Raw genomic sequence first — 22468 nt, 5'->3', positions numbered from 1 at the left:
AGTGTCCTGTCATTTAAAGTTGCTATTTACTTTCTTTACAAGACCCGGGTGAATCGCTATCTCACATCTTATGTGGCCGGTTTTATTAGAAATACCGATCTTCGGTGGGATTCGGATCTACACCTATGGGGTCCTTGTCGCGATCGGATTTTTGGCCGGTATTTATTGGACGGTACACGAGGCCAAAAAGGCAGGGCTCTCGAAAGAGATCATCATGGATCTCGCCTTTTATATTGTCCTCTCAGCGCTGATCGGATCCCGCATCTTATATATCCTGACGAATCTCGATGACTACTCCGCAAACCCGTTCGATATCCTGAAGATCTGGAAGGGAGGACTCGTCTTCTTCGGAGGCCTCCTGGGGGCGATTGCGATGAGTCTTTATTATTCAAGAAAAAAGCGAATCCCGTTTCTGAAGCTGGCAGATCTTTTTATGCCGGGGGTTGCCCTCGGTCATGCGATCGGAAGGCTCGGTTGTTTCGCGGCGGGGTGTTGTCATGGCCGTCCCACAGACAGTTTTTTTTCGATCACCTTTCCGAACGTCCCACTGACCCTGGCTCCAGCAGGCATTCCACTCTTCCCTTCCCAAATCATGGAGTCGCTGGCCGCCTTCCTGATCTTCCTGTTTCTGGCTTTTCAAAGTCGAAAGAAAAAATTTGAGGGGCAGATCCTCTTTTTGTATCTTATCATCTACTCAATCGCCCGGATCATTCTGGAATATTTTCGGAATGACCTGGCGCGTTCTTATCTGATTCCGCATTGGTTCTCGGTCTCTCAGGCGATCAGCCTGGGACTTGTGCTTGTCGCCATTGTCGCCTATGTTCAAAAATCAAAAGGAATAAAAACATGAAACATTTTATCTGGCCACTGATCACTCTTCTGATTGGGGTTGGTTGTAACAAGGTCGTGGTACATGGAAAGGATCGTCCAAATCCCTCCGTCTCTCGCACCTACTCGGCATCGCTTGATGAGACCTTTTCTGCCTCGCAAAAGACCTTGGCCACGCTGGGATACGAGATTTCTGAAGCGAACCCTTCGGGGGGGACGATCCGAACCCGCTGGATCAGTACAAAGGCGACCTCTCATTACACCGATGTCTTTGGCGAAAAGGATTATGGGGTGGTCGGTACTTATTACCGGCTCGAAATAGCGCTTGAGGAAAAGGGGGAGAAAACCTCCGTTGCGGTCTCGGCCCCTGTGCGAAGCCTGGTCCACAAACAGAAAAGCACCTACCGCGAAGAGAAAAAGTTCTTAAAGAAACTCGCTGATTTCCTGCGTAAGGATCAGTTCGATCTGACCAACATCGGTGCGAGCGAGTAATGGACTACAAAGAGACTCTGAATCTCCCCAAAACCGATTTTCCGATGAAGGCCGACCTACCGGTGAAAGAGCCTCAGTGGATCAAAAAATGGCAGGAGACCGATCTGTATCATCAAATTCTCAAAAAAAATGCCGGGAAACCGAAATTTATCCTGCATGATGGTCCTCCCTACGCCAACGGCAATATCCACTTTGGCCATATCCTGAACAAGGTGCTCAAAGATATCATTGTGAAATACCGAAACATGAGCGGTTTTCTCGCCCCCTATGTCCCCGGCTGGGATTGCCATGGCCTACCCATTGAACATCAGGTCGACAAAGACCTCGGGGCCAAAAAAAAGACACTGTCGAAGTCGGAGATTCGAAAGGCGTGTCGGAGTTATGCCGCAAAATTTGTGGAGATTCAAAAACAGGAATTCATCCGGCTTGGCGTTCTGGGAGAATGGGAACACCCCTACCTCACGATGAACCCGGAATACGAGGGGACCATCGCGCGTGAGTTTGGCCGTTTTGTTGCCAATAAAAATATCTACCGCGGGAAAAAACCGGTGCTTTGGTGCCCTCACTGCCGGACCGCGCTTGCCGAGGCAGAGATCGAGTATGAAAATCGTGAGTCGCCATCCATCTATGTCAAATTCCCCTTGTCAGAACCTCTCGATCAGCAGATTCCAAAACTGAAAGGCTTGCGCCCTTCCGTCGTGATCTGGACCACGACCCCCTGGACACTGCCGGCCAACCTCGCTATCGCGCTTCATCCCGGTTACGATTACGTTGCGGTCCCGTTCAAGGGGGATGTCGTTATTATTGCCAAAAACCTTCTTGAACCTTTTTTTCAGATTTTTGGGGAAAAGGTCCCAGAACCTCTCGAAAGATTCTCAGGGAAAAAACTTGAAAAATTGACCTGCGACCACCCCTTCCTCCCTCGAAAATCCCTTCTGGTCCTTTCCGACCACGTCACGATCGATACGGGAACCGGTTGTGTCCATACCGCCCCCGGACATGGTGAAGAAGATTTTGTCGTTGGAAAACACTATGGTCTGGAAACACTGACCCCTGTCGATTCAGCAGGACGATTTACAGAAGAGTGCGGGGTTCCGGAATGGGTTGGTCTCAAGGTCTTCGAGGCCAACGGCAAGGTAACGGAAAAGCTGAAGCAGTCCGGTCATCTTCTGAACGAGTCAAAAATACAGCACAGCTACCCTCACTGCTGGCGATGCAAAAATCCTGTGGTCTTTCGGGCGACCGAGCAGTGGTTTCTCTCTCTCGAGACGAATGACCTCCGAAGCAAGGCGCTGGATGCTATTCGCCGGACCCAATGGATCCCGAAGTGGGGACGAGACCGGATCCAGGGGATGATTCAAAACCGGCCTGATTGGTGTCTCTCCAGACAGCGAAGCTGGGGGGTCCCTGTCATCGCCTTCCGATGTTCGAAATGTAACTATCTCCTGATCGATGCCGGCCTGATCGAACAGATTTCATCACGCATGGAAAAAGAAGGCTCTGATATCTGGTTTGACGAGCCAGCTGAAAAACTTCTTCCAGCTAATACGATCTGTCCCAATTGTATAAAAAATCAGATGGGGGGCAATCGGGGGGAGAGCGGTATCTCCCCACGATTAAAGCGAGGATCCGGCTCTGCCGGTCCGAGCGAATGGACGAAGGAAGAAGACATCCTCGACGTCTGGTTTGATTCCGGGGTCAGCTTCGCCGCTGTCCTTGAAAAAGATCGGGACCTCAAATTTCCGGCCGACCTCTATCTGGAAGGAAGTGATCAGCACCGCGGCTGGTTTCATTCCTCCTTACTCACATCGATCGGCACACGCGGACGAGCCCCTTATGAAGCGGTCCTCACACATGGGTTTGTGGTCGACGGCGAAGGGCGAAAATATTCGAAGTCAGCCAAAAATTACACCCCCCCCGATCAGATTATCCAAAAAAACGGGGCGGAAATCTTGAGACTCTGGGTTTCTGCAGAGGAATATCGAAGTGACATTCGAGTCTCCCCCGAAATCCTGACCCGTCTCGTCGATGCCTATCGCAAGATTCGAAACACCTGCCGTTTCCTCCTCGGCAATCTCTATGACTTTAACCCTGACCAAACAGGTTTTACGGGCGGGTGGCTCGGGTCGGGCGCCCGCCCGCGCGCAACGGGTGAGCACGGGTGGGCGGAACCCGAGACAGGACCCGCCCGTCTGACTGACGCATTGGAAATCGACAGGTGGGCACTTCATACTCTTCAGAAACTTATAATCCGGGTCAAGCAGGCCTATGAATCATACGACTTCCATATCATCTTTCATGAAATGAATCGTTTCTGCACGATGGATCTCTCCGCCTTCTATCTGGATATTCTCAAAGATCGTCTCTACACCGCCCGGCCCAACGATCCTGCTCGCAAGACAGCCCAGTGGGTCCTTTTCAATATCGCCTCCACCCTGGCCCGCCTGATGGCCCCGATCCTTTCTTTTACCGCCGATGAGATCTGGACCTATCTGCCCCCCTTCTCCAACAAATCACCTTCGGTGCATCTCTCCAATCTTCCGGAACCTGAGACTCAATGGATCGATGAGACCTTGGGAAGAAAATGGGAAGTACTCCGCGAGATCCGGGACGAGGTGATGAAGGCGCTCGAAAACGCGCGGGTTGAAAAGGTGATCGGGAGTTCCCTCGAGGCGAAGCTGATCCTTACTGCAGAGGGAGATGCCAGAAAGACATTAGAATCTCTCGGAGACTTCCTTCGTTCCTTTTTTATCGTCTCTCAGGTCGAATGGGGAATTGATATCGATGAAAAAGCGTACCAGAGCAAGACGATTCAAAACCTTTTTGTCTTTGTTCAAAAGGCGGATGGGAAACGATGCGAGAGGTGCTGGAACTGGTCAGTCGCTGTTGGACAATTCACCGATCATCCTAACCTCTGTGAACGATGCCATCCGGTGATCAGTAAAATCTCATGAAAGCCAGACTAAAAATTCTCGCGCTCCTCTGCCCCCTCGTCGTTCTGTTTGATCAGCTGACAAAATTCCTTATTGTCCTCGGGCTTGAGATCGGTGGGAAAATTTCTATAATCCCAGGTCTTTTCGATATTGTGCATGTGCGAAATCCGGGGGCTGCCTTTGGCAGTTTCTCAGGTCTCTCTGATTCTGTCCGGCTCCCCTTCTTTTTTCTCACCTCAGCGATCGCACTGATCGTCCTTCTGATCTATTTTTTCCGAACCCAAGAGGATCAAAAGTCGATGTTCGTTTGTCTCTCCCTTATTCTCGGAGGGGCGATCGGCAATATCACCGACCGGATCTTTCGTGGTGAGGTGGTCGACTTCGTCTCCTTTCACTGGTATGATCAATGGCTGAATCTTCACCTCGGGTCGTGGCAAAGGAGAATCCTGCTGGAGTGGCCGGCATTCAATATCGCCGACATGGCGATCTCTGTCGCCGCGATCTGGATGATGATTTTAATGTTTAAAAAGAAGGCATGAAACCATTTATCTTTTCCATCGGCTCGACCCCGGTCCCTTCGTTTTTCTTTTTCATCGTTATTGGAGCCCTTGCGGCAACATTTTACCTCTGCTGGATCGGAAAGAAAAAAGGGCTTCGAATTGATGTAGCTTTGGATATGGGGATCATCGGAATGATCTCCGGTATCCTCGGAACAAGGATCTTCCATATCCTCGTCGAGGCCCCCCTTTATTATTGGGAAAAACCGCTCCGGGTCTTTGAGTTCTGGCGAGGTGGATTCGTCTCCTGGGGCGCCTTCATCGCGATCCCGCTCTGTTTCCTGGTCTATTTTCGCTGGCGGCAGGTCCCTGTTTGGCCTTACCTCGACATCCTGGCGGTCGCTGCGCCGATCATCAAATTCTTTATACGACTCGCCTGTCTGCTCGCTGGTTGCTGTTACGGAAAACCGACAAGTCTCCCCTGGGCGATCACCTTCACGAATCCTGATTCGACCGCCTATTATTTTATCGGTGCGATCCCGTTGCACCCTGTCCAGATCTATTCAATGATCCATGCAGTCCTGCTCTTCATTTTCATCAACTGGTTTTACCTGAAGAAAAAAAGTTTCAATGGTCAGACCGCCTGCCTACTTGCTTTTGGCTGGGCAATTCCGCGTGCCTTGATCGAATTCCTAAGGGCCGATACCGATCGAGGCGTTTACTTCGGTGTCATCTCGACCGGACAGATCATGGGGATCCTGACAATTATCCTTTTCGCCTTTCTCTATCGTTACCTCTCCAAAAAACATGCGACGTGAGGCCTCTCTCATTTTCATCCTTGTCATCGGATCTTTGAGCCTGCTGTATCGTTTCCGCGGAATCCCCTGGCTCTCGAACAACCTCTCATGGATCGCCGCCCTTCTGCTCTTTTACATCCCGATCATCCACAACCGCTTCCGAAGACTCTCGCTCCATTTTTTTGAATCGAATCTGAGACATCTGACAGCTTCACTGAAGATCTTTTTCTTCACCTCACTCCTGATCTTCCCGCTTTTTCTGATCGGAAACCATCTTTACCAAACGGTTATCTGGGGTCATTCTTTTAACCCCAGCCTTCCGGAACGGCTCAGCTCTCTCCTCCTTTTACAGGTTGCGTTGATCGCCCTTCCGGAGGAGGTTTTTTTTCGCGGCTGGCTACAACCCTTGATTCGAAAGCACTTGCCGCCGTTCAAAACTATTGCACTCACCTCCTTTATCTTCGCCTTTTCCCATAGCGTGATCGCGATGCAGTGGTGGCACTTCGCAATCTTCTTCCCAGGATGCGTCTTTGGATGGCTGAAGGAAAAAACGGGAACGGTGACAGCATCAGTCCTTTTTCATACGGTGAGTAATCTCTTGGTGGCGTGGATTTCGAGTGCATACCGGTAATGAAAATTCTCTACACCGACCCCGACCTCATCATCATCGACAAACCACCGGGCTTGGCCGATCCGGCATCCGAACTCACAAAACAATTTCCGGAATTATTGAAGGTGGGTGGCAAGGACCGAGGCGCCTGTCACCGGCTCGATGTCGGCACGTCGGGGCTTCTGGTCTTCGCTCGTAATGAAGAGACGTATCAAAAAATGCGCGAGGCATTTTCTAAAAATAAAGTCGAGAAGGAATATCATGCCCTCATTCAGGGAATTATCGCAAAAGAGGGGAAAATTGACTGGCCGATCGGTCCGGATCCGAAGTCGGCGAAGAGGGTGAAGGTTTACAAAAACCTCAAAGAGGCGCGGCGGAATAAGGCGCAGGAGGCACTTACTAGCTATAAACCATTTATTATGAAACGGGTGGCTGGGGGTCAGGCACCCGACCCCCAGCCACCCGTCCCATCAACATTATTGTGCGTTAAAATAAAGACGGGCCGTCGTCACCAGATTCGAGCGCATCTGGCAGTGATTGGTCACCCGATCGTGGGAGATACCTTATATAAAGGTCCACCGGCCGATCGACTTTATCTTCATGCGAGCCAACTGGAATTTGATCACCCAAAGAATGGACGACGGATCTCCGTGGTTTCAACTACCCCCTTCGGCGCCTGACCACCTGCAAAATCTCCCGTATCTCCTCCCCCCCTAACAACCACTCAATACCAAAAAACAAGACAACCCCTAAAACAATGAGGCCAAAGACGAGAAACATTGCGGAAAGATCGAGAACAAACGGAACAATTTCTAAATAAAGAATAAAAAGGATCAGCATCATGATGGCGGTCGAAGCACTCGTTTTAAGAAGGCCTCTGATTATCTTTCGTAACCCAAGTGGTCCCACCTTTTTTCGGAAATACCAGAGCTGAAGTGAAAAATTAAAAACTGACGAAAGGCTGATCGCCAGCGCGAGGCCATTGTGGCGTAGCGGCCCCATTAAGATAAGTGAGAGAATGAGGTTAATCGCCATGGAGGCTATCGCAATCCTGACCGGCGTCCTGGCGTCCTGCAGGGAATAGAAGGCATTCGTCGTCACGCGAACGGCTGAAATAAACGGGAGTCCGATCGCAAAGAAGGTGAGCGCCTGCGTCGTATGAAGCGTCGAGGTCGCGGTAAATGTCCCATGTTCAAACAGAAGTTGGACAATCGGCCTCCCCAGAACGAGCAATCCACCCGCTGCAGGAAGGGTCAGAAAAAAAACCATCCGAAGTCCATACTGAAAGGTATCCTTGAGTGCACGATCATCGCGATCGGCCGCATGATCGGAGAGCGATGGAAGAAGGACTGTTGCGAGGGCGACCCCCCAGATCCCCAATGGAAATTCCATGATCCGATCGGCATACCAGAGATACGAAACGCTCCCCTCAGGCAGAAACGAAGCCAACAGCGTTGTGATAATAACATTGAATTGATAGACTGCCGCCCCGAAAGATGCAGGTCCCATCATCCGGACAATCTTCATGACACCGGGGTGGTGGGGGTTCCAGGAGAGGCGTGGCAAAAAACCGAAACGTCTCATCACCGGAAAATGCACGACAAGTTGTAAAACCCCTCCCAGGAGGACCCCAACAGCAAGTCCCGTAACCGGTGGATCAAAAAGATGAACGATCCCTAGGGCCCCAACAATCACACCCAGATTCATGAAGATCGAAGAAGAGGCGGGGACGGCGAAATGCTTGAGCGAATTTAAGACCCCCATCGCCAGCGCCGCGAGCGAAACGAGCAGGATATACGGAAACATCACGCGCGTCAGAAAGATGGTGAGCTGAAATTTTTCCGGATCGGCCGTAAACCCCCAGGCAGTCAATCGAACAAGCAGCGGCGAGAGCAGAATCCCAAGTCCGGAAACGACACAGAGGATCGCCGTCATCAGACTCCAGGTCGCATTCGAAACTTGCCTCGCCTCATCGGGAGAACGCCGGAGCGACTCGGAAAAGATCGGGACAAATGCAACAGTCAACGCCCCTTCGGCAAAAAGGCGGCGAAGCAGATTCGGCAGCCGAAACGCAACGAAAAAGGCATCGGCGACCATTTTCGTCCCAAAACCATACGCGATCGCCATGTCGCGAAAAAGTCCGGTAATCCGGCTCAAGATCGTAAAGAAACTGACGACCCCAACACGCTTGGTGATTTGAGAATGGCTCATTGAGCCCCCTCTTATCTTAAGAGGGGGAAGATGACTACTTTTTAGTTATTTAAGGGGGAGTTATGAATTAATGAAAATGAACCTCGATGTCGATATCAATTGATTTGTCGGATACTCTTTTTGCCGTGCGGACCGATGTTCGGAAAACATCATTACCAACAAGGTATGAATAAAGACCACCGAAGAAAAAGACTTCAGAAACAAAACGATCCCGATCATTAAAGAAACTCATACGAGGATAATCATCAATATAGGGTACAATCCGACATGAAAAAAACTCAGGAGCAGACATTCGGAAGGGATAGGCAAGACATTCTAAAATTTCATCGGCTAGCGCGCCTGCTTCTTTAAATTCCCATTCAGAACCACTCTTCTCAATGACTCCTGCACAAGTTTTTTGCCAATTAATTCCAGCCAAGGATTCACGAACTGCCTGGTAATTCGCAAGTTGACCTTCTCTCTCCCATTTTTGTTTCGGCTTGACTAACCAAATTTTGATCGATTCCCAAAGAAGTTTGAGATCTTTGCCGCCAAAGAGCTTGTAGGTTTCTCGAGGGGTTGGACGATGATCAATCCCCCCCCGATTCACACACGCCCACCAAAGCCTTGGAGCCGACTCGTAATATTGCCGTAAGTGCCTCGCCTCATGAATCCGAAGAGCCCAGGTATAGACATTAAACAGTTCCCCCAAGAGCGGAGGTACTTCCTCTACGTAATGTGAAGCAATCAATATGCGATCCGGAAACGAAGCCGCTGCAACGACACGCAAATTGCCAAAATTTGTGGGCTCGGGGTTCTCTACGGAGTGCCTTATTTTACTGGCAACATCACCCGGCAATCCTTTCAGATCCCGATCCAATTGCCTCTTAAGTTTCTCAACAGATTTCCTCAAGTCTTCCACTTCTGTTAAAATGGCTCCTTCTTCTGTTTGTTTTTTGGCCGCCTGCTTCAGCATTCGTACTTGTCGTGCTCTGACGGTTCTCAGTAAAAAACCACCGAATGGAATCAGATAGAAGAATCCACTGCCAATTCTCTTCCCTGCCTCTTCTTGACCCTCTTGGATCGAAAAGTAGAGACCCGTAAGTAGATTCAATCCTCCCCAAGCCAAACCAATTTTTGTCATAATGACGAAAATCCATCCCGCCCAAGGAAGTCGACTGGGGATAGCGCCAGCTATCGCTGTTGCCGTACCAAAGATAAGCCCATTAAGAGAAAAGAGCGCCTTGAAAGAAGAAATCCCCTCCTCCACAAATCCCAACCCAACATTCTTCCCCCAGCTAATATAAGAAAATGAAGATGCTGGATGAGGTAAAGGGGCAACATCGGCTACCGGATCTACTCCGGGTTCAGTTCTGCCCCCTGCTAAAATTGTTTGAGCAATCGAAGATAGGCCAGATGAAATCATCAATTTTCACCCCGCATTCGAACAAGCCGGATCCCGGCATCATGGGCGTAGAAGAAGAGATAGGCGCTTCGATAAAAGAGGTGATCTGATTCACCGAAGTATTTAAAAAGATCGTAGCCCCTCGTCCGATAATAAACATATTGGGATTCTGTCAGGCCAAAGGGAATCACGAGGTTCGATCGGACTGTTTGCCGCATTTCTCTCAACTGAAACCATTCCTTGAAACGTTCCCACCAATTCCGCATCTCCCTCTTTTCAAATCTTTGATAAAGACGTGTAAAAGTCCGTTCCCAATCAATCCCCCCTAACGTCTCCCGCACCGCCCAATATTCTTCCTGAAATGACGGGATCTCATCACGCCTCGTCCACTCATAGACGCGATACTTGACCGCCTCTCGAATCAGTTGCCGATCCTTTTTCCAAACAGCTGTAAAGACATCTCGAAGCCGCGACTCATGCCGAGCCCTTAATCGAAAACAGTTTTTGATGACCTCCAGGATCTCGACAGTCCCTTCCACCTCATTCTCAATGCAATAATCCCAAAGCATCGGAAAATCGTCATGGAATTTAGTGAGATGTCTCGACTCGTGAAGTTTATCGAGGGAGAGAACGACTTTGAAAAAATCCCTCATGCGAGGGGAAAGAAATTGATTATATCGATCGGCCACATGAATGGTATTGGGGAAAGAGGCGGCAGCAACCCCAATTTCGTACTCACTATTAAAAACCGGTTCGCCGTGGGCCTCCCTGATGACTTGGACAATCGGTTCCTCATAAGGCTCCAACATTTTATCGAGACGTCGATCAAGCGTCTCCGACAGCCTAATAAATTCCCGCTGATCTTTGACAACCTCTCCTCGTGACTGAATATTCCGATAAGCCTCTCGCCTTAGATGCGATCGTGTCACCCTCCGCTTCAGAACATTGGTTAGTGGCAGACAGTAAAAAAGTCCTCGACCGATCTGCTCCGCCCCCTTCCCCTGACCGGCTTCGTCACCTCTAAAGGTCATCACAAGCCCCCTGAAGATATTGAACGCCCCCCCTCCAACTCCCAGAATAACCAAACCCTTAAGGAGTCCCTCGTACTGTCGTGCAATCATGCCGATCCCGATCGCAAGCGCCGCTCCCCCGACCGAGAAAAGCCCTCGAAACGACTCGACGCCTTCGTTCACGAATCCGCGACCGACATGACTGGTCCAATTTCCAATGGAGAAAGATTGAGGAGAATCGTCTCGAGGTGCGAAGCGGGCAAAAAGAACATCTATATCGAGTTCCGGTACTGCCGACCTGAAGAGTCCGTCGACAACCTCCATAAAGCCCGCCTAGCTCTAACAACTTGACTTTGCAACCCTTTCCTACTACTGAGACGCCACCATGGCAGAGGCACCAAAGAAAGCTGGCCAAGCAGCCAAAAGACGACTCCCGAAGGGACGCCATCGTTCCACGATCAAGAGACAGCGTCAAAATCTGAAGCGGGCGCTCCAAAATCAATCGGTCAGTTCCGCACTCAAAACAATCGCCCGGAAGGTCAGAGATGCGGTTCGGCAGAAGAGTCAGGAGAAGGCGAAGCAGTTTTTAAAAGAGGCGATGTCTCTCTACTCCAAGGCCGCCGGAAAAGGGGTCGTGCATGCCCGCCATGCCTCGAGGCATATTGCGCGACTGTCCTCTCTCGTTCAAGGGTTATAACTCCCCTACCGACACAACTCCCACACCAACCTCTCCATCAAAATCTTTTGCGGAATCGGTGAACTCTTGAGCTGCCAGTCGGTCTCAAAAATTCTTTCGACCGCTTTTCCAAGTTTTTCGAGGCTGAAACGATTCGCCTGTTCCTGGTAATTTTTGAGAAAATAAGGTGGGGCCCCCTCCCCAGTCTCTTTCACCTTCCAGAGGATCCGAAAGTGCCGCGCGATCAACGCCAGCATCCCGACAGGACTCTCACCGGCTATCATCATGCGATCGAGCAGGGAGTAAACCCGCGCCCTCTCCCCCCTCCCAACAGCATCGGTCAGATCAAAGAGACTCTTCCATGAGAAACTATCGACCCCCTTTTCGAAATCCTCCGCCAGGATCGGCCGATCGCGCCCAACGAGCAGCGAAACTTTTTCCAGAGAAGACAAAATAAGTCGCTGTTCCGATCCGACCCGTTCGATCAACCACAAAATCGCCGACGGTTCGATCCGGATCTGGCGCGCACGGCACTCCGCCTGAATCCATGAGGGAAGGTCTCGAGCGGTCAAGGGACGAAATTCCCTCCATTGGCCGATCTCCTTGACCCTCTGCCAGAATTTGAGTCGCTGATCGAACTTGGGGGCAACAAAAATCAGGATGACAGAACGATGGACCTCACCGATCGTCTCCAAAAGATCCTCCAACACCTTCTTGGAAATCTTGTCGGCATCCCGCACAACAACGACACGTGTCGGGGCGAGGAGTGGCAGGCTCCGACACCGTTCTGAGAGGAGTGGGAGCGAGATCTCTTTTCCCTCTAAAATATCGAGATTGAAGTCACGTTGTGAGGAGAGTTTCTCCTCGATCAGCTTTTTGTAAGCTGATTCGACCTGATACTCTTCGCCTGTAAAGATGTGGATCATTGAAGCACCAGATTAATCAACCGATCCTTCACATAAATTGTCTTCACCAGCTTCTTATTCACCGCGAATTTCTGCACAGCCGCCTCGGCCAGCGCCAATTTTTTCACCTCATCCTCCGAAATACCCGAGGAAACTTGCAGCCGCCCTCGCAAAACCCCATTCACCTGGATAATCAATGTCACCTGGTCGGTCTGCACAAGCGACTCCTCATACCGTGGCCAAGTCGATTCACTCACGTTTTCATGATGCCCCAGGGTCTGCCAAAGCTCCTCCGCCAAATGCGGCGCGAATGGGGAGAGAAGTTGCACCAGTCCGTTCAGAGAGGCACGTGACGGCTTCTCTTTCCGATCATGGAGAAAATTATAAAATTCCATCAGCGCCGCGATCGCCGTATTAAAATGAAATCTTTCAAGATCCTCCGTCACTCTCTTGATCGTGCGATGAAGCCACTGTTTCTCTTTCTGATCCCCTTCATCAACAAGCGATCCCTCTTGAAGTGACTCGTAAACAAGCGCCCAAACCCGCTTCAGAAAACGGAATCCTCCCTCAACCCCCGTATCGCTCCAGTCGAGATCCTTCTCCGGTGGCGCCGCGAAGAGACAGAAGATCCGAACGGTATCCGCGCCATATTTTTCAATCAACTCATCCGGGTCAACGGTATTCCCCTTCGACTTGCTCATCTTCGAGCCATCTTTGATCACCATCCCTTGGGTTAAGAGGTTTGCAAATGGTTCGGATAAAGAATGATCTCCAAAATATCCGAGATCTCTCAAGACCTTCGTAAAAAACCGGGCATAGAGGAGATGCAGGACGGCATGCTCGATCCCGCCGATATATTGATCAACCGGCATCCAGTAGGCAGCCGCCTTGGGATCAAACATCTTGGAATCATTGCGGGGAGAACAGTAGCGTAAAAAGTACCACGACGACTCAACAAACGTATCCATCGTATCGGTCTCACGACGGGCCGTCGCGGGGCATTGGGGACACCGAACCTCCAAAAAGGACTTCGCCTTGGAGAGTGGCGATCCTCCCTCTCCGGTCAAGGGAACATCGGTCGGCAAGACGACCGGCAGATCTTTTTCAGGGATAGGGACCATCCCGCAGTTGGGACAGTAGAGGACCGGAATCGGCGTCCCCCAGTAGCGCTGACGGCTGATCCCCCAGTCGCGGAGCTTCACCATCGTTGTTTTACGACCGGCCGGACCCAACAGTTTGACGATCTCTTCTTTCGCACGTTCTGATGGCGTTCCATCCAAAGCACCTGAGTTCACCATCACTCCCGCTTCCAGATACGCCTCTTTCATCGTCAAAGGATCGAGAGGTTCTTTGGGTGACGGTTGAATAACAACAACGACCGGGAGATTGTATTTTTTTGCGAATTCAAAATCCCTCTGGTCATGCGCCGGCACCGCCATCACCGCGCCGGTGCCGTAATCCATGAAGACAAAATTGGCAGCATAGATCGGCAGGCGACGGCCATTCAACGGATTCAAACAATACGCCCCAGTAAAGACCCCCTCCTTCTCATAATCTCCAGCGAGTCTCTTCTCTCTTTCGATCTTGGAAACTTTTTCAACGAATCGTTTCACCTCGACCTCTTGTGGCTTCCCTCTCGCAAGACTCAAAACCAAGGGATGCTCCGCGGCAAGCGACATAAAAGTAGCGCCATACAGTGTATCCGGCCGGGTTGTAAAAATTTCAATGAAGCCCTCTCCCTTCCCCTCTAGCTCAAATCGAACAGTCGCCCCTTCACTCTCGCCGATCCATTCGCGTTGCATCGTCAGGACCCGCTCCGGCCATCCTTTCAGGTTCCGAGTCTCCTCAAGAAGCTCCTTCGCATAATCGGTGATCTTGAAGAACCACTGTTCGAGGGGCTTCATCCGAACCGGTTGGTCGCACCGCCAACAGGCCCCTCCCTCCACCTGTTCATTGGCCAGAACTGTTTGACACTGATCGCACCAGTTCACATAAGATTTCTTTTTGTAGACGAGTCCCTTCTTGAGCATCTGGAGAAAGAGACGCTGTTCCCATCGGTAATATTCTGGAAGGCAGGTCGTCACCTCTCGATCCCAGTCATAGGAGAACCCCATCTTCTGAAACTGCAACTTCATGTTCTGGATATTCTGGATCGTCCAGGTGTGGGGATGTGTCTTGTTGGCGATCGCTGCATTCTCCGCCGGCATCCCGAACGCATCCCAACCGATCGGATGCAGGACATTAAACCCTTTCATCTTCTTATAACGGGCAATGACATCCCCGATCGAATAGTTCCGGACATGCCCCATATGGATCCGACCGGAGGGGTACGGGAACATCTCGAGGCAGTAGTATTTTTTCTTCGAGGAATCCTCGCGAACCTTGAAAACCTGCTTTTCAGCCCAAAGTCTCTGCCATTTGGGTTCTATCTCTTTAGGATTGTAAAAACGCTCCATGGGGTGGTTTTGTAACGAAATGGACCGATTTCGCAACTGTTTTGGGACCTAAGAAAAAATCAGGCAGGATCAGAAGACAAAACTTCGAAAAGACCCACTACCAACGCTATCGAACTAAGGACTCCAAAAACAAGACTGAGTTGACCGAATGTCGCACGCCAAGAGGTCTCTCGAACCTGTGCCTGGAGCGCACTGAGTCCATTCCCCCAAAAGGCCCGATGACTACTTCGATTTCTCATCGCCCCAATGGTTGTCCCGATCGGGGCATCGGCCTCTTTTTGAAGCCTTTGCAGTTTTTGGTAAGTTGTCGCCAGCATCGCCTTTGCCCTCTCCAGTGAACTCATTGGTGGAGCGATTTCCAAAGGGCCACCTTTTCTACCCCCTTTTTTCCAATCAATAGGCTGAACCACGCTCCCCCTCGTCACCTCCCTCACTGCAAGTCTCCTATCTAATTCCGCTTGATCGATTCCCACATGAAAATCTTCTTGAGGGAACCGGACCATTCCTTCCCCCGCATCGAGCGAGTCCCACAGGCGTTGAACACGTCCCATTTCTTGCTCACAAGTTCTCGAAACTGACGGGGCGACCGCTCCCCAAGGGCTCGAGTCAGGAATAACTGCTTCATCCGCTGCATAAAGCATCACATCATCTACCCTTTGAAAAACAGCGAGAAGCTCCCTAAAGAGGTCTACCGGTTGGGTTAAATAGGAGGCGGTCGTCATAGACTCAAGAGGCTCATCGACAAACCTTCAGAAGGGTTGCTAGTCCTCTCCGTTGGGTACTCTCGACTGAAATTTCTGTTGGTTTGCCAAGCCTGACATGCCTCTGCAAGCTCCAGGTTCGAAAATAAACATCGGCCCACAGGAAAGGGGCCTCAACCCCTTCTTTGAAATCCCGGTTTCGATGTAAACCCCCCAGTGTTACAACTTGAGGCTTCCTTCCCCGAGGAGGAACCACCGGCTTTAACCGATCAACCCTTCCTGCCAATTCGTGACACAAACGGACAACATCCTTTCGACGACAGATAGGTACCCCTTTTAAGGGGCCGTCAGCCAAACGGAGTCCTGGATTCCTCTCAACCTGCCCTGCCAGATGCATCAATTCCAGATAGGCGGTTCGAAGTTGCATCGCGATCGCCTGCTGGCGAATCCCGCGAATGCGCGTACCATGAGAGAGGAGAGGACGAACCGGGCTTGCTCCTTTGGAGGTATTCATCGTCCAGATCCCCTGATGGAGATGTTCAAGGATCGTTGCCAAGACTGAAAAGGCGGTCGATCGATTAACATTCACAGCTTGGTTATCGGCTTAGAATTCAGCAAGTTGTGGTTGGGCTATGACACAGGAGGTCATCAAATGACCTTCCTGATGGAATGAACAAACCGCTGGACTACCTGAGCCGGCTGTTTCGAGGTGGCGATCCGACGGACAATCTCACTCCCGATCACAACCCCATCGGCCAGACGGCTGATCTTACGGGCATCAGAGGGGGTACGAATCCCAAATCCGATCGCGATCGGTAAATCGGTCTTACGACGAATCTCTCGAATCTTTTTCTGGATCTCATTCGGCCCCTTCAACCGTGCCCCTGTAATTCCGGTCACCGAGACAAAATAGATAAACCCGCTCCCTTTGCGACAGACCTTCTGGATCCTCTCAGGAGTCGATGTCGGGGCAAGCAGGAAGATCAGATCGATCTTCTTTCTCTTGAGCTCCCTCTTCAAAGAACCCGCCACTTCCGGCGGGAGATCGACGACAAGGGCCGCATCGATCCCAGATCTCGCCGCATCGGTGGCGAACCGCTTCAGGCCGTAGGCCAAGATCGGATTGTAATACCCCATCAATAGAATCGGGATCTCGGTCGTCTTGCGAACCTCCCGAACGAGTCGGAGAATTTTTGAAAGCGTCACCCCTTTGTTAAGCGCCCTCTCGGAGGCCTTTTGGATAACCGGCCCATCCGCCATCGGGTCGGAGAACGGGACCCCGAGCTCGATGATGTCGGCCCCTCCCTTCTCCAAGGCAAAGATCAGTTTTTTCGTTGTTGGGATGTTCGGATCCCCGGCGGTGATGAAGGTAATGAGCGCTTTTCGTTTTTTCTGGCGGAGAATTTTAAATTTATTTGAGATTCGCGACATACTTCGCAATCGTCCCCATATCTTTATCTCCTCGTCCGGAGAGATTAATAACAATCACCTTATTTTTCGGCAGCTTCCGTGCGTACCGGGTACCGAAATAGATCGCGTGGGCTGATTCGAGCGCCGGGATGATCCCCTCTGTCTCGGAGAGGAGTTTTAAACCTTGAAGCGCCTCTCGATCATTCACCGTCACGTATTGAACTCTCTTCGCTTCTTTTAGATAGCTATGCTCCGGCCCGACACCGGGATAATCAAGCCCGGCTGAGATCGAGTGTGTCGTCCGCACCTGTCCCTCCCGATCCTGCAAGAGATACGATTTGGATCCATGTAAAACTCCTACCCTGCCCTTCGCCAATGTCGCTGCACCGGCCGCCTCGACACCGATCATCCGAACCGAACGATCCTTTAAGAACGGATGAAAAAGGCCAATCGCGTTGGAACCGCCGCCGACACAGGCGATCAGGCAATCCGGCCTACGGAATTGATATTGGACCTCTCTTCCAATGATCGACTGAAAATCCCTGACGATCATCGGATACGGATGCGGCCCCGCGACAGAGCCGATCACATAATAGGTCGTCCGGATATTCGTGATCCAATCCCGAAGCGCCTCGTTCAAGGCATCCTTGAGAGTCCGACTTCCTGAACTAACCGGTTTCACCTTCGCACCGAGGAGTTTCATCCGAAAAACATTCAGAGATTGCCGCTCGATATCCTCTTCCCCCATGTAGACCTCGCAAGGAATCCCGAGGAGGGCCGCCATCGTCGCGGTCGCGACGCCATGCTGTCCTGCACCGGTCTCGGCGATGATCCTCTTCTTCCCCATCCGTTGGGCCAGCAAACATTGGCCCAAGGTATTGTTGATCTTGTGAGCGCCGGTGTGACAAAGATCCTCACGCTTGAGATAAATCTTCGCCCCACCGATTTCTTCCGACAACCTTTTCGCGAAATAAAGCGGTGTCGGCCTTCCGATATAATCTCGGGCCAGTTGATTGAATTCTTCCTTAAATTTTTTTGATCGCGCAATCCGACGATACGCCTCTTCCAGTTCCTTGAGCGCCGGCATCAAGGTCTCAGCGACATATTGGCCGCCAAACTCCCCGAAAAGACCGCCCCTGTCTGGCAAATGACTCATTGGATATGCCCCTTCGCCCTCACAATAAATTCCTCCATCTTTTCGTGATCTTTCTTCCCAAGCTTCTCTTCGACTCCGCTAGCGACATCAACCCCATCCGGCCCTACCACCTGAATCGCCATTTCCACATTCTGCGGTGTCAATCCGCCGGCGAGAATCACCTTCCCAACTTCTTTTGCCTGCCGTGCCAGTTCCCAATTTCCTGTCAGCCCTGTTCCTCCTCGCTGACTCTCTACATAGGCATCGACGAGATAATAATCACAATGATATTTTTTCATCAGATCGATATCTCTTTCGCTCTGGAGACGAAAGGCCTTCCAGTAAGGTGTCGCAAATTGATCACAATACCCAGGCAGTTCATCTCCATGAAACTGAAGATAATCAAGTCCAAGATCAATCGAAATGTCTTTCACATTTTCATAATGCTCATTAACAAAAACCCCCACACGCATCACTGACGGTGGAATTTCATCGATAATTTTCTTGGCTTTTTCGAACGGAACAAAACGGGGAGACTCCGGCCAAAAATTAAACCCGAGAAGGTCAGCGCCGAACTCCACTGCCGCCATGGCATCTTCGATATTTGTAATACCGCAAATTTTGACGAGGATCATAAAAGTTCTCTTAACTTCTCTCCCGGATTTTTCTCACGAAGCAACGCCTCTCCGATCAGAAAAACACGAACCCCGACCTTATTCAATCGCTCAATATCCTTTCTCTCTGAAATCCCACTCTCAGAAATAACAAGTAGGGGCGTATCGCGATACGCCCCTACTTTCGGCGCCAATCTCTCGGTTACCGCAAGATCGGTTTTCAGGGTCTCCAAGTCACGATTATTGATTCCTATAACCGCCGCCTTTGCCTTCAACGCCCGTTCGAGGTCTTTTTCATCATGAACCTCCACAAGCGCTGCCATCCCCAAATCGCCTGCCAGCTGCAGATAATCCTTCAATTGAAAATCATCAAGAATCCGCGCAATGAGCAAGATCGCATCGGCCAAGGCCCCTCGGGCCTCATAAATCTGGTATTCGTGAAATGTGAAGTCCTTCCGAAGCAGAGGGAGTTTTACCGCCTCATGAACATTACTCAGATGTTTCAAACTTCCCTGAAAAAAATGCTCATCGGTCAAGACCGAGATCGCCGCCGCCCCATTCTCCTCATACTGCATCGCAATGCCAACTGGGTCATATTTTTGTAAAATCACACCACCTGAAGGAGAGGCCTTTTTGATCTCGGCGATGATTTTTATTTGCTGAGCGAGTGACTCAAGGTCTCCATGAAAATCCCTCGCCGGCTCCGCATCCTCCGCCTTCGCCTTCACATCAGGCAAACGGACCCGTCGCATCGTCGATTCGAGTTCTTCTTTCTTGTATTTGAGAATCTTCTCAAGCATTCGTCACTTCTATCAGTTTTTTCAAACACTCATACCCCTTCCCTTGGTCCAATGAATGATTCGCCAACATAACCCCCTCCTCAAAATCTTTAGATCGCCCGGAAACAACCAGTGCCGCAGCGGCGTTCAGAACCACCACATCACGGAGTGGTGAAACATACCCTTCCAAAAAACCACGAAGCAGTGTGGCATTGTGAGAGGCCTCCTTTCCCTGAAGATCCTGGGGACGACAGTAGTTGATCTCATAATCTTTGGGATCTATTTGGAATTCGTGAATCTCTCCCCCCTTTAGCTCAACTATCTTCGTTTTTCCCGTGAGGGTAATTTCATCGAGTCCATCGTCGCCATGAACAACCCAGACATGCCGCGATCCGAGCGCCTTCAGGACACGCGCATAGGAAACCATCTTCTTCGGATCATAGATGCCGACCACCTGGCTCAACGGGGTTGCCGGATTGATCAAGGGTCCCAAAAGATTAAAGATCGTTTTCCCCACTTTTTTTCGAGCAGCCGCGACATTTTTCATCGCCGGGTGATAGCGAGGGGCAAAGAAAAAACCGATCCCTGCCTCACTCAGTGAGCGTCGAACCACAATCGGCTCGACATCGATCTTCACCCCCAAGGCCTCCAGGACATCCGCACTCCCGGCTTGCGAGCTTACGGCACGGTTTCCATGTTTGGCCACCCGCACACCGGCCCCGGCCACGACAAAAGCCGCTGCAGTAGAGATATTAAAAGTCCCCTTCGAGTCCCCCCCCGTTCCACAGGTATCGACGAGATTTTCAGTATTCACAGAGACTTTAAGAGAAAATTCTCTGAGGACTTTCGCCGCCGCCAGGATTTCTGACTCAACCTCCCCCTTCTGCCGGAGGAGTGCCAAAAACTCGATGATTTCTCCTTCGGGAACCTTGCCCCCCATGATCTCCTTCATGGCAGAGGCCATTTCATCTTCTGTCAGGGAGGAACCAGCCGATAGTTTTTCTAAAGGTAAAGAGATCATACGAGATCGAGGAAGTTTTTAAGAAGCCTCTTCCCCTCCTTCGTCAGGATTGACTCGGGATGGAATTGGACGCCTTCAATGAATAACGATTTGTGTCGCACCCCCATGATTTCTTGATCATCCGTCCAGGCGGTGATCTCCAGACAATCAGGCAGAGATTCTCTTTCAATCACCAAGGAATGATACCGGGTTGCCTCGAAGGGATTCGGCAGGTCCTTAAAGACCGTCTTTCCATCATGATGGATCATCGAGGTCTTGCCATGCATGACGCTCTTGGCCCGAATAATTTTGCCGCCAAATGCCTGCCCGATCGATTGATGGCCGAGACAGACACCCAGGATCGGGATCTTTCCTGAAAATTTCTGAATGGTCGGGACCGAAATCCCAGCCTCGCTCGGCGTGCAAGGGCCTGGGGAGATGACGATCTTCGCCGGTCTCAATCTCCCAATCTCATCGACCGTGATTTCGTCGTTCCGAAAGACACGAACCTCTTCACCAAGTTCCAAAAAATATTGGACCAGATTGTAAGTGAAGGAATCGTAATTGTCGATGACCAGTAACATTACACCCCCTCCACCGCCATCATCATCCCCTTCGCCTTATTCAAACACTCCTGATACTCCAACTTCGGCTCCGAATCAGCGACAATCCCCGCCCCCGCCTGGACATAGATTCTTCCCTTGTGAAAGATCGCCGATCGGATCGTAATCGCCATATCCATATTCCCATTATAAGAAAAATAGCCGACACATCCCCCATACGGCCCCCTCCGTAAAAGCTCCAGCTCCTCAATAATCTCCATCGCACGAATCTTTGGCGAACCGGTCAGCGTGCCAGCCGGAAAGGTGGCACGCAGGAGATCAAAGGCATCTTTCCCCCCCTGAAGCGTTGCCTTCACGTTGGAAACAATATGCATGACATGGGAATACCGCTCAATCGTCATAAGCCGATCGACGACGACAGTCCCCGGCTTCGCCACTCGACCAAGGTCGTTCCGGCCGAGATCAACAAGCATCACATGCTCGGCCCTCTCTTTTGGATCGGCAATAAGTTCGTGCTCCAAAGCAAGATCTTCCTCCTCACTCTTCCCTCGTCTCCTGGTACCAGCGATCGGGCGAAGCACCGCTTGATCTCCTTCGAGGTGAACCATTGTTTCCGGCGACCCCCCGACGACGATCGTCTCCCCAAGCTTCAGATAATAAAGATAAGGAGAGGGATTCAGCTGCCTGAGTGTTCGATAAACTTGCAAAGGATCCCGACGCCCCGCTGTCTCGAATCGCAGTGAAAAAACAGTCTGGGTCACATCCCCCGCCATGATGTAATCCTTGATCCGTGAGACCTTTTCACAAAAAGTATTCTCGGTAAGGTTTTTCTTCCACGACAAGGGTCGCGCTTTTTTCTGCTTCTTCAAATTCTTCGAACCACCTCCCAAAGATTTCCGGACCCGTCCAATCATCGCCTTGCCCCGTTCATATTCCTTTCTGGAGGCCTCTCCCGATTTTGGAATCCAGAGGATTTGCAATGATTGCTTCAGATTATCGAGGACAAGAATCAGACGGGGAAAAACAAAGAAAAGATCGGGGAAGTTTCCATCGTCTTTTGTCAAAACCGGAATTTTTTCGAAGAGGCGAACAGCATCATAGGAGACAAAACCGACCGCTCCCCCCGAAAATCGCGTCTCGGAGCCTGCTACCGCAAACCTCTTCACAAGTTGACGAAGGGTATCAAGCGGATCTTTTTGCCTCTCAAAGCGCCGCTTCCCATCTTCGACGATCTCGATCGTCTCCCCACGACTCTTAAAAATCAAAAAAGGAAAGAGACCGATAAAACTGTAACGTCCCCACCGCTCCCCCCCTTCGACACTTTCGAGCAGAAACGCATATTTTTCCTTCTGCCATCTGGAAAAAAGGGTGACCGGTGTCTCGAAGTCACAAGGGGTTTCGGCAACGATCGGTCGTCTTCCTCCACTGGACCTGAACTCCTCAAAAGAAGTTATGTTGGTCTTCACA

The 22468-nt window shown here is 50.9% G+C and carries 22 protein-coding genes; 8 read left to right on the top strand and 14 right to left on the bottom strand.

Annotated features, from left to right (window positions below; all coding sequences use genetic code 11):
* Positions 1-70: 70 nt before the first annotated feature.
* From lgt to HYT76_04570, 7 genes are read left to right on the top strand one after another with little or no spacing between them, the layout of a single operon-like run.
* Complete coding sequence (gene lgt, locus HYT76_04600; protein ID MBI2082831.1) at positions 71-850, top strand: prolipoprotein diacylglyceryl transferase; 780 nt, start codon at positions 71-73, stop codon at positions 848-850.
* Positions 847-1320 carry a hypothetical protein gene (locus HYT76_04595; protein ID MBI2082830.1) on the top strand — a complete coding sequence of 158 codons (474 nt, stop codon included), beginning with the start codon at positions 847-849 and terminating at the stop codon, positions 1318-1320. Before lgt ends, HYT76_04595 begins: the two co-directional genes overlap by 4 nt.
* Positions 1320-4274 carry an isoleucine--tRNA ligase gene (gene ileS, locus HYT76_04590; protein MBI2082829.1) on the top strand — a complete coding sequence of 985 codons (2955 nt, stop codon included), beginning with the start codon at positions 1320-1322 and terminating at the stop codon, positions 4272-4274. The genes HYT76_04595 and ileS overlap by 1 nt, the downstream gene beginning before the upstream one ends.
* Positions 4271-4792, top strand: a complete 522-nt coding sequence (lspA, locus tag HYT76_04585; protein MBI2082828.1) for a signal peptidase II — start codon at positions 4271-4273, stop codon at positions 4790-4792. Before ileS ends, lspA begins: the two co-directional genes overlap by 4 nt.
* Entirely contained in the window at positions 4789-5568 is a 780-nt protein-coding gene (locus HYT76_04580) for a prolipoprotein diacylglyceryl transferase (protein MBI2082827.1), read from the top strand. Before lspA ends, HYT76_04580 begins: the two co-directional genes overlap by 4 nt.
* Complete coding sequence (locus tag HYT76_04575; protein MBI2082826.1) at positions 5558-6178, top strand: CPBP family intramembrane metalloprotease; 621 nt, start codon at positions 5558-5560, stop codon at positions 6176-6178. The genes HYT76_04580 and HYT76_04575 overlap by 11 nt, the downstream gene beginning before the upstream one ends.
* Positions 6178-6837, top strand: coding sequence for an RluA family pseudouridine synthase (locus HYT76_04570; protein MBI2082825.1), 660 nt, complete (start codon positions 6178-6180; stop codon positions 6835-6837). Before HYT76_04575 ends, HYT76_04570 begins: the two co-directional genes overlap by 1 nt.
* Here HYT76_04570 and murJ read toward each other — a convergent pair.
* The 3 genes from murJ to HYT76_04555 all read right to left on the bottom strand — a co-directional run bounded on the left by murJ (position 6818) and on the right by HYT76_04555 (position 11086).
* A complete protein-coding gene (gene murJ, locus HYT76_04565) occupies positions 6818-8368 on the bottom strand; it encodes a murein biosynthesis integral membrane protein MurJ (GenBank protein ID MBI2082824.1) in 1551 nt (516 codons plus the stop codon). The two genes, HYT76_04570 and murJ, sit on opposite strands and share 20 nt — an antisense overlap.
* A 67-nt stretch (positions 8369-8435) precedes the next feature.
* Positions 8436-9491: a hypothetical protein gene (locus tag HYT76_04560; protein MBI2082823.1), complete on the bottom strand. Its 1056-nt coding sequence runs from the start codon at positions 9489-9491 to the stop codon at positions 8436-8438.
* Positions 9492-9772: 281 nt separating this feature from the next.
* Positions 9773-11086 carry a hypothetical protein gene (locus HYT76_04555; protein ID MBI2082822.1) on the bottom strand — a complete coding sequence of 438 codons (1314 nt, stop codon included), beginning with the start codon at positions 11084-11086 and terminating at the stop codon, positions 9773-9775.
* Between the two features lie 61 nt (positions 11087-11147).
* Here HYT76_04555 and rpsT point away from each other — a divergent pair, with 61 nt between their 5' ends.
* A complete protein-coding gene (rpsT, locus tag HYT76_04550; protein MBI2082821.1) occupies positions 11148-11459 on the top strand; it encodes a 30S ribosomal protein S20 in 312 nt (103 codons plus the stop codon).
* 5 nt (positions 11460-11464) lie between these two features.
* Here rpsT and holA read toward each other — a convergent pair whose 3' ends face one another.
* From holA to trpE, 11 genes are read right to left on the bottom strand one after another with little or no spacing between them, the layout of a single operon-like run.
* Positions 11465-12364 carry a DNA polymerase III subunit delta gene (gene holA, locus HYT76_04545; protein ID MBI2082820.1) on the bottom strand — a complete coding sequence of 300 codons (900 nt, stop codon included), beginning with the start codon at positions 12362-12364 and terminating at the stop codon, positions 11465-11467.
* Positions 12361-14799 (bottom strand): leucine--tRNA ligase, encoded by a 2439-nt coding sequence (locus tag HYT76_04540; protein MBI2082819.1) that lies wholly within the window; start codon positions 14797-14799, stop codon positions 12361-12363. The genes holA and HYT76_04540 overlap by 4 nt, the downstream gene beginning before the upstream one ends.
* A gap of 59 nt (positions 14800-14858) precedes the next feature.
* Positions 14859-15521 carry a hypothetical protein gene (locus HYT76_04535; GenBank protein MBI2082818.1) on the bottom strand — a complete coding sequence of 221 codons (663 nt, stop codon included), beginning with the start codon at positions 15519-15521 and terminating at the stop codon, positions 14859-14861.
* A gap of 13 nt (positions 15522-15534) precedes the next feature.
* Entirely contained in the window at positions 15535-16089 is a 555-nt protein-coding gene (locus HYT76_04530) for a hypothetical protein (GenBank protein MBI2082817.1), read from the bottom strand.
* Between the two features lie 59 nt (positions 16090-16148).
* The gene (locus HYT76_04525; GenBank protein ID MBI2082816.1) at positions 16149-16931 is read right to left on the bottom strand and encodes a tryptophan synthase subunit alpha; all 783 of its coding nucleotides are present in this window, start codon (positions 16929-16931) and stop codon (positions 16149-16151) included.
* Positions 16912-18066 carry a tryptophan synthase subunit beta gene (gene trpB, locus HYT76_04520; protein ID MBI2082815.1) on the bottom strand — a complete coding sequence of 385 codons (1155 nt, stop codon included), beginning with the start codon at positions 18064-18066 and terminating at the stop codon, positions 16912-16914. The genes HYT76_04525 and trpB overlap by 20 nt, the downstream gene beginning before the upstream one ends.
* On the bottom strand, positions 18063-18680 hold the full coding sequence (locus tag HYT76_04515) for a phosphoribosylanthranilate isomerase (GenBank protein ID MBI2082814.1): 618 nt from the start codon (positions 18678-18680) through the stop codon (positions 18063-18065). The genes trpB and HYT76_04515 overlap by 4 nt, the downstream gene beginning before the upstream one ends.
* Complete coding sequence (gene trpC / locus HYT76_04510) at positions 18677-19459, bottom strand: indole-3-glycerol phosphate synthase TrpC (protein MBI2082813.1); 783 nt, start codon at positions 19457-19459, stop codon at positions 18677-18679. The genes HYT76_04515 and trpC overlap by 4 nt, the downstream gene beginning before the upstream one ends.
* Positions 19452-20459: an anthranilate phosphoribosyltransferase gene (gene trpD, locus HYT76_04505; GenBank protein ID MBI2082812.1), complete on the bottom strand. Its 1008-nt coding sequence runs from the start codon at positions 20457-20459 to the stop codon at positions 19452-19454. The genes trpC and trpD overlap by 8 nt, the downstream gene beginning before the upstream one ends.
* The gene (locus HYT76_04500; GenBank protein MBI2082811.1) at positions 20456-21022 is read right to left on the bottom strand and encodes an aminodeoxychorismate/anthranilate synthase component II; all 567 of its coding nucleotides are present in this window, start codon (positions 21020-21022) and stop codon (positions 20456-20458) included. The genes trpD and HYT76_04500 overlap by 4 nt, the downstream gene beginning before the upstream one ends.
* Positions 21022-22467, bottom strand: a complete 1446-nt coding sequence (gene trpE, locus HYT76_04495) for an anthranilate synthase component I (protein MBI2082810.1) — start codon at positions 22465-22467, stop codon at positions 21022-21024. Before trpE ends, HYT76_04500 begins: the two co-directional genes overlap by 1 nt.
* Position 22468 lies beyond the last annotated feature (1 nt).

The sequence above is a fragment of the Deltaproteobacteria bacterium genome (assembly GCA_016180845.1).
In the GTDB taxonomy this organism is placed as follows: Bacteria; UBA10199; UBA10199; order JACPAL01; family JACPAL01; genus JACPAK01.
This window is presented reverse-complemented; position numbering and strand designations above follow the sequence as displayed.

Bases quoted from the DNA above. Each gene is read 5' to 3' on its own strand.
- HYT76_04500 (MBI2082811.1), bottom strand. From the start codon at position 21,022: ATGTTACTGGTCATCGACAATTACGATTCCTTCACTTACAATCTGGTC.
- HYT76_04525 (MBI2082816.1), bottom strand. From the start codon at position 16,931: ATGTCGCGAATCTCAAATAAATTTAAAATTCTCCGCCAGAAAAAACGA.
- HYT76_04535 (MBI2082818.1), bottom strand. From the start codon at position 15,521: ATGACGACCGCCTCCTATTTAACCCAACCGGTAGACCTCTTTAGGGAG.
- murJ (MBI2082824.1), bottom strand. From the start codon at position 8,368: ATGAGCCATTCTCAAATCACCAAGCGTGTTGGGGTCGTCAGTTTCTTT.
- HYT76_04555 (MBI2082822.1), bottom strand. From the start codon at position 11,086: ATGGAGGTTGTCGACGGACTCTTCAGGTCGGCAGTACCGGAACTCGAT.
- rpsT (MBI2082821.1), top strand. From the start codon at position 11,148: ATGGCAGAGGCACCAAAGAAAGCTGGCCAAGCAGCCAAAAGACGACTC.
- trpD (MBI2082812.1), bottom strand. From the start codon at position 20,459: ATGATCTCTTTACCTTTAGAAAAACTATCGGCTGGTTCCTCCCTGACA.
- lgt (MBI2082831.1), top strand. From the start codon at position 71: ATGTGGCCGGTTTTATTAGAAATACCGATCTTCGGTGGGATTCGGATC.
- trpB (MBI2082815.1), bottom strand. From the start codon at position 18,066: ATGAGTCATTTGCCAGACAGGGGCGGTCTTTTCGGGGAGTTTGGCGGC.
- HYT76_04575 (MBI2082826.1), top strand. From the start codon at position 5,558: ATGCGACGTGAGGCCTCTCTCATTTTCATCCTTGTCATCGGATCTTTG.
- trpC (MBI2082813.1), bottom strand. From the start codon at position 19,459: ATGCTTGAGAAGATTCTCAAATACAAGAAAGAAGAACTCGAATCGACG.
- HYT76_04540 (MBI2082819.1), bottom strand. From the start codon at position 14,799: ATGGAGCGTTTTTACAATCCTAAAGAGATAGAACCCAAATGGCAGAGA.
- HYT76_04580 (MBI2082827.1), top strand. From the start codon at position 4,789: ATGAAACCATTTATCTTTTCCATCGGCTCGACCCCGGTCCCTTCGTTT.
- lspA (MBI2082828.1), top strand. From the start codon at position 4,271: ATGAAAGCCAGACTAAAAATTCTCGCGCTCCTCTGCCCCCTCGTCGTT.
- holA (MBI2082820.1), bottom strand. From the start codon at position 12,364: ATGATCCACATCTTTACAGGCGAAGAGTATCAGGTCGAATCAGCTTAC.
- HYT76_04570 (MBI2082825.1), top strand. From the start codon at position 6,178: ATGAAAATTCTCTACACCGACCCCGACCTCATCATCATCGACAAACCA.
- HYT76_04595 (MBI2082830.1), top strand. From the start codon at position 847: ATGAAACATTTTATCTGGCCACTGATCACTCTTCTGATTGGGGTTGGT.
- HYT76_04515 (MBI2082814.1), bottom strand. From the start codon at position 18,680: ATGATCCTCGTCAAAATTTGCGGTATTACAAATATCGAAGATGCCATG.
- HYT76_04560 (MBI2082823.1), bottom strand. From the start codon at position 9,491: ATGACAAAAATTGGTTTGGCTTGGGGAGGATTGAATCTACTTACGGGT.
- ileS (MBI2082829.1), top strand. From the start codon at position 1,320: ATGGACTACAAAGAGACTCTGAATCTCCCCAAAACCGATTTTCCGATG.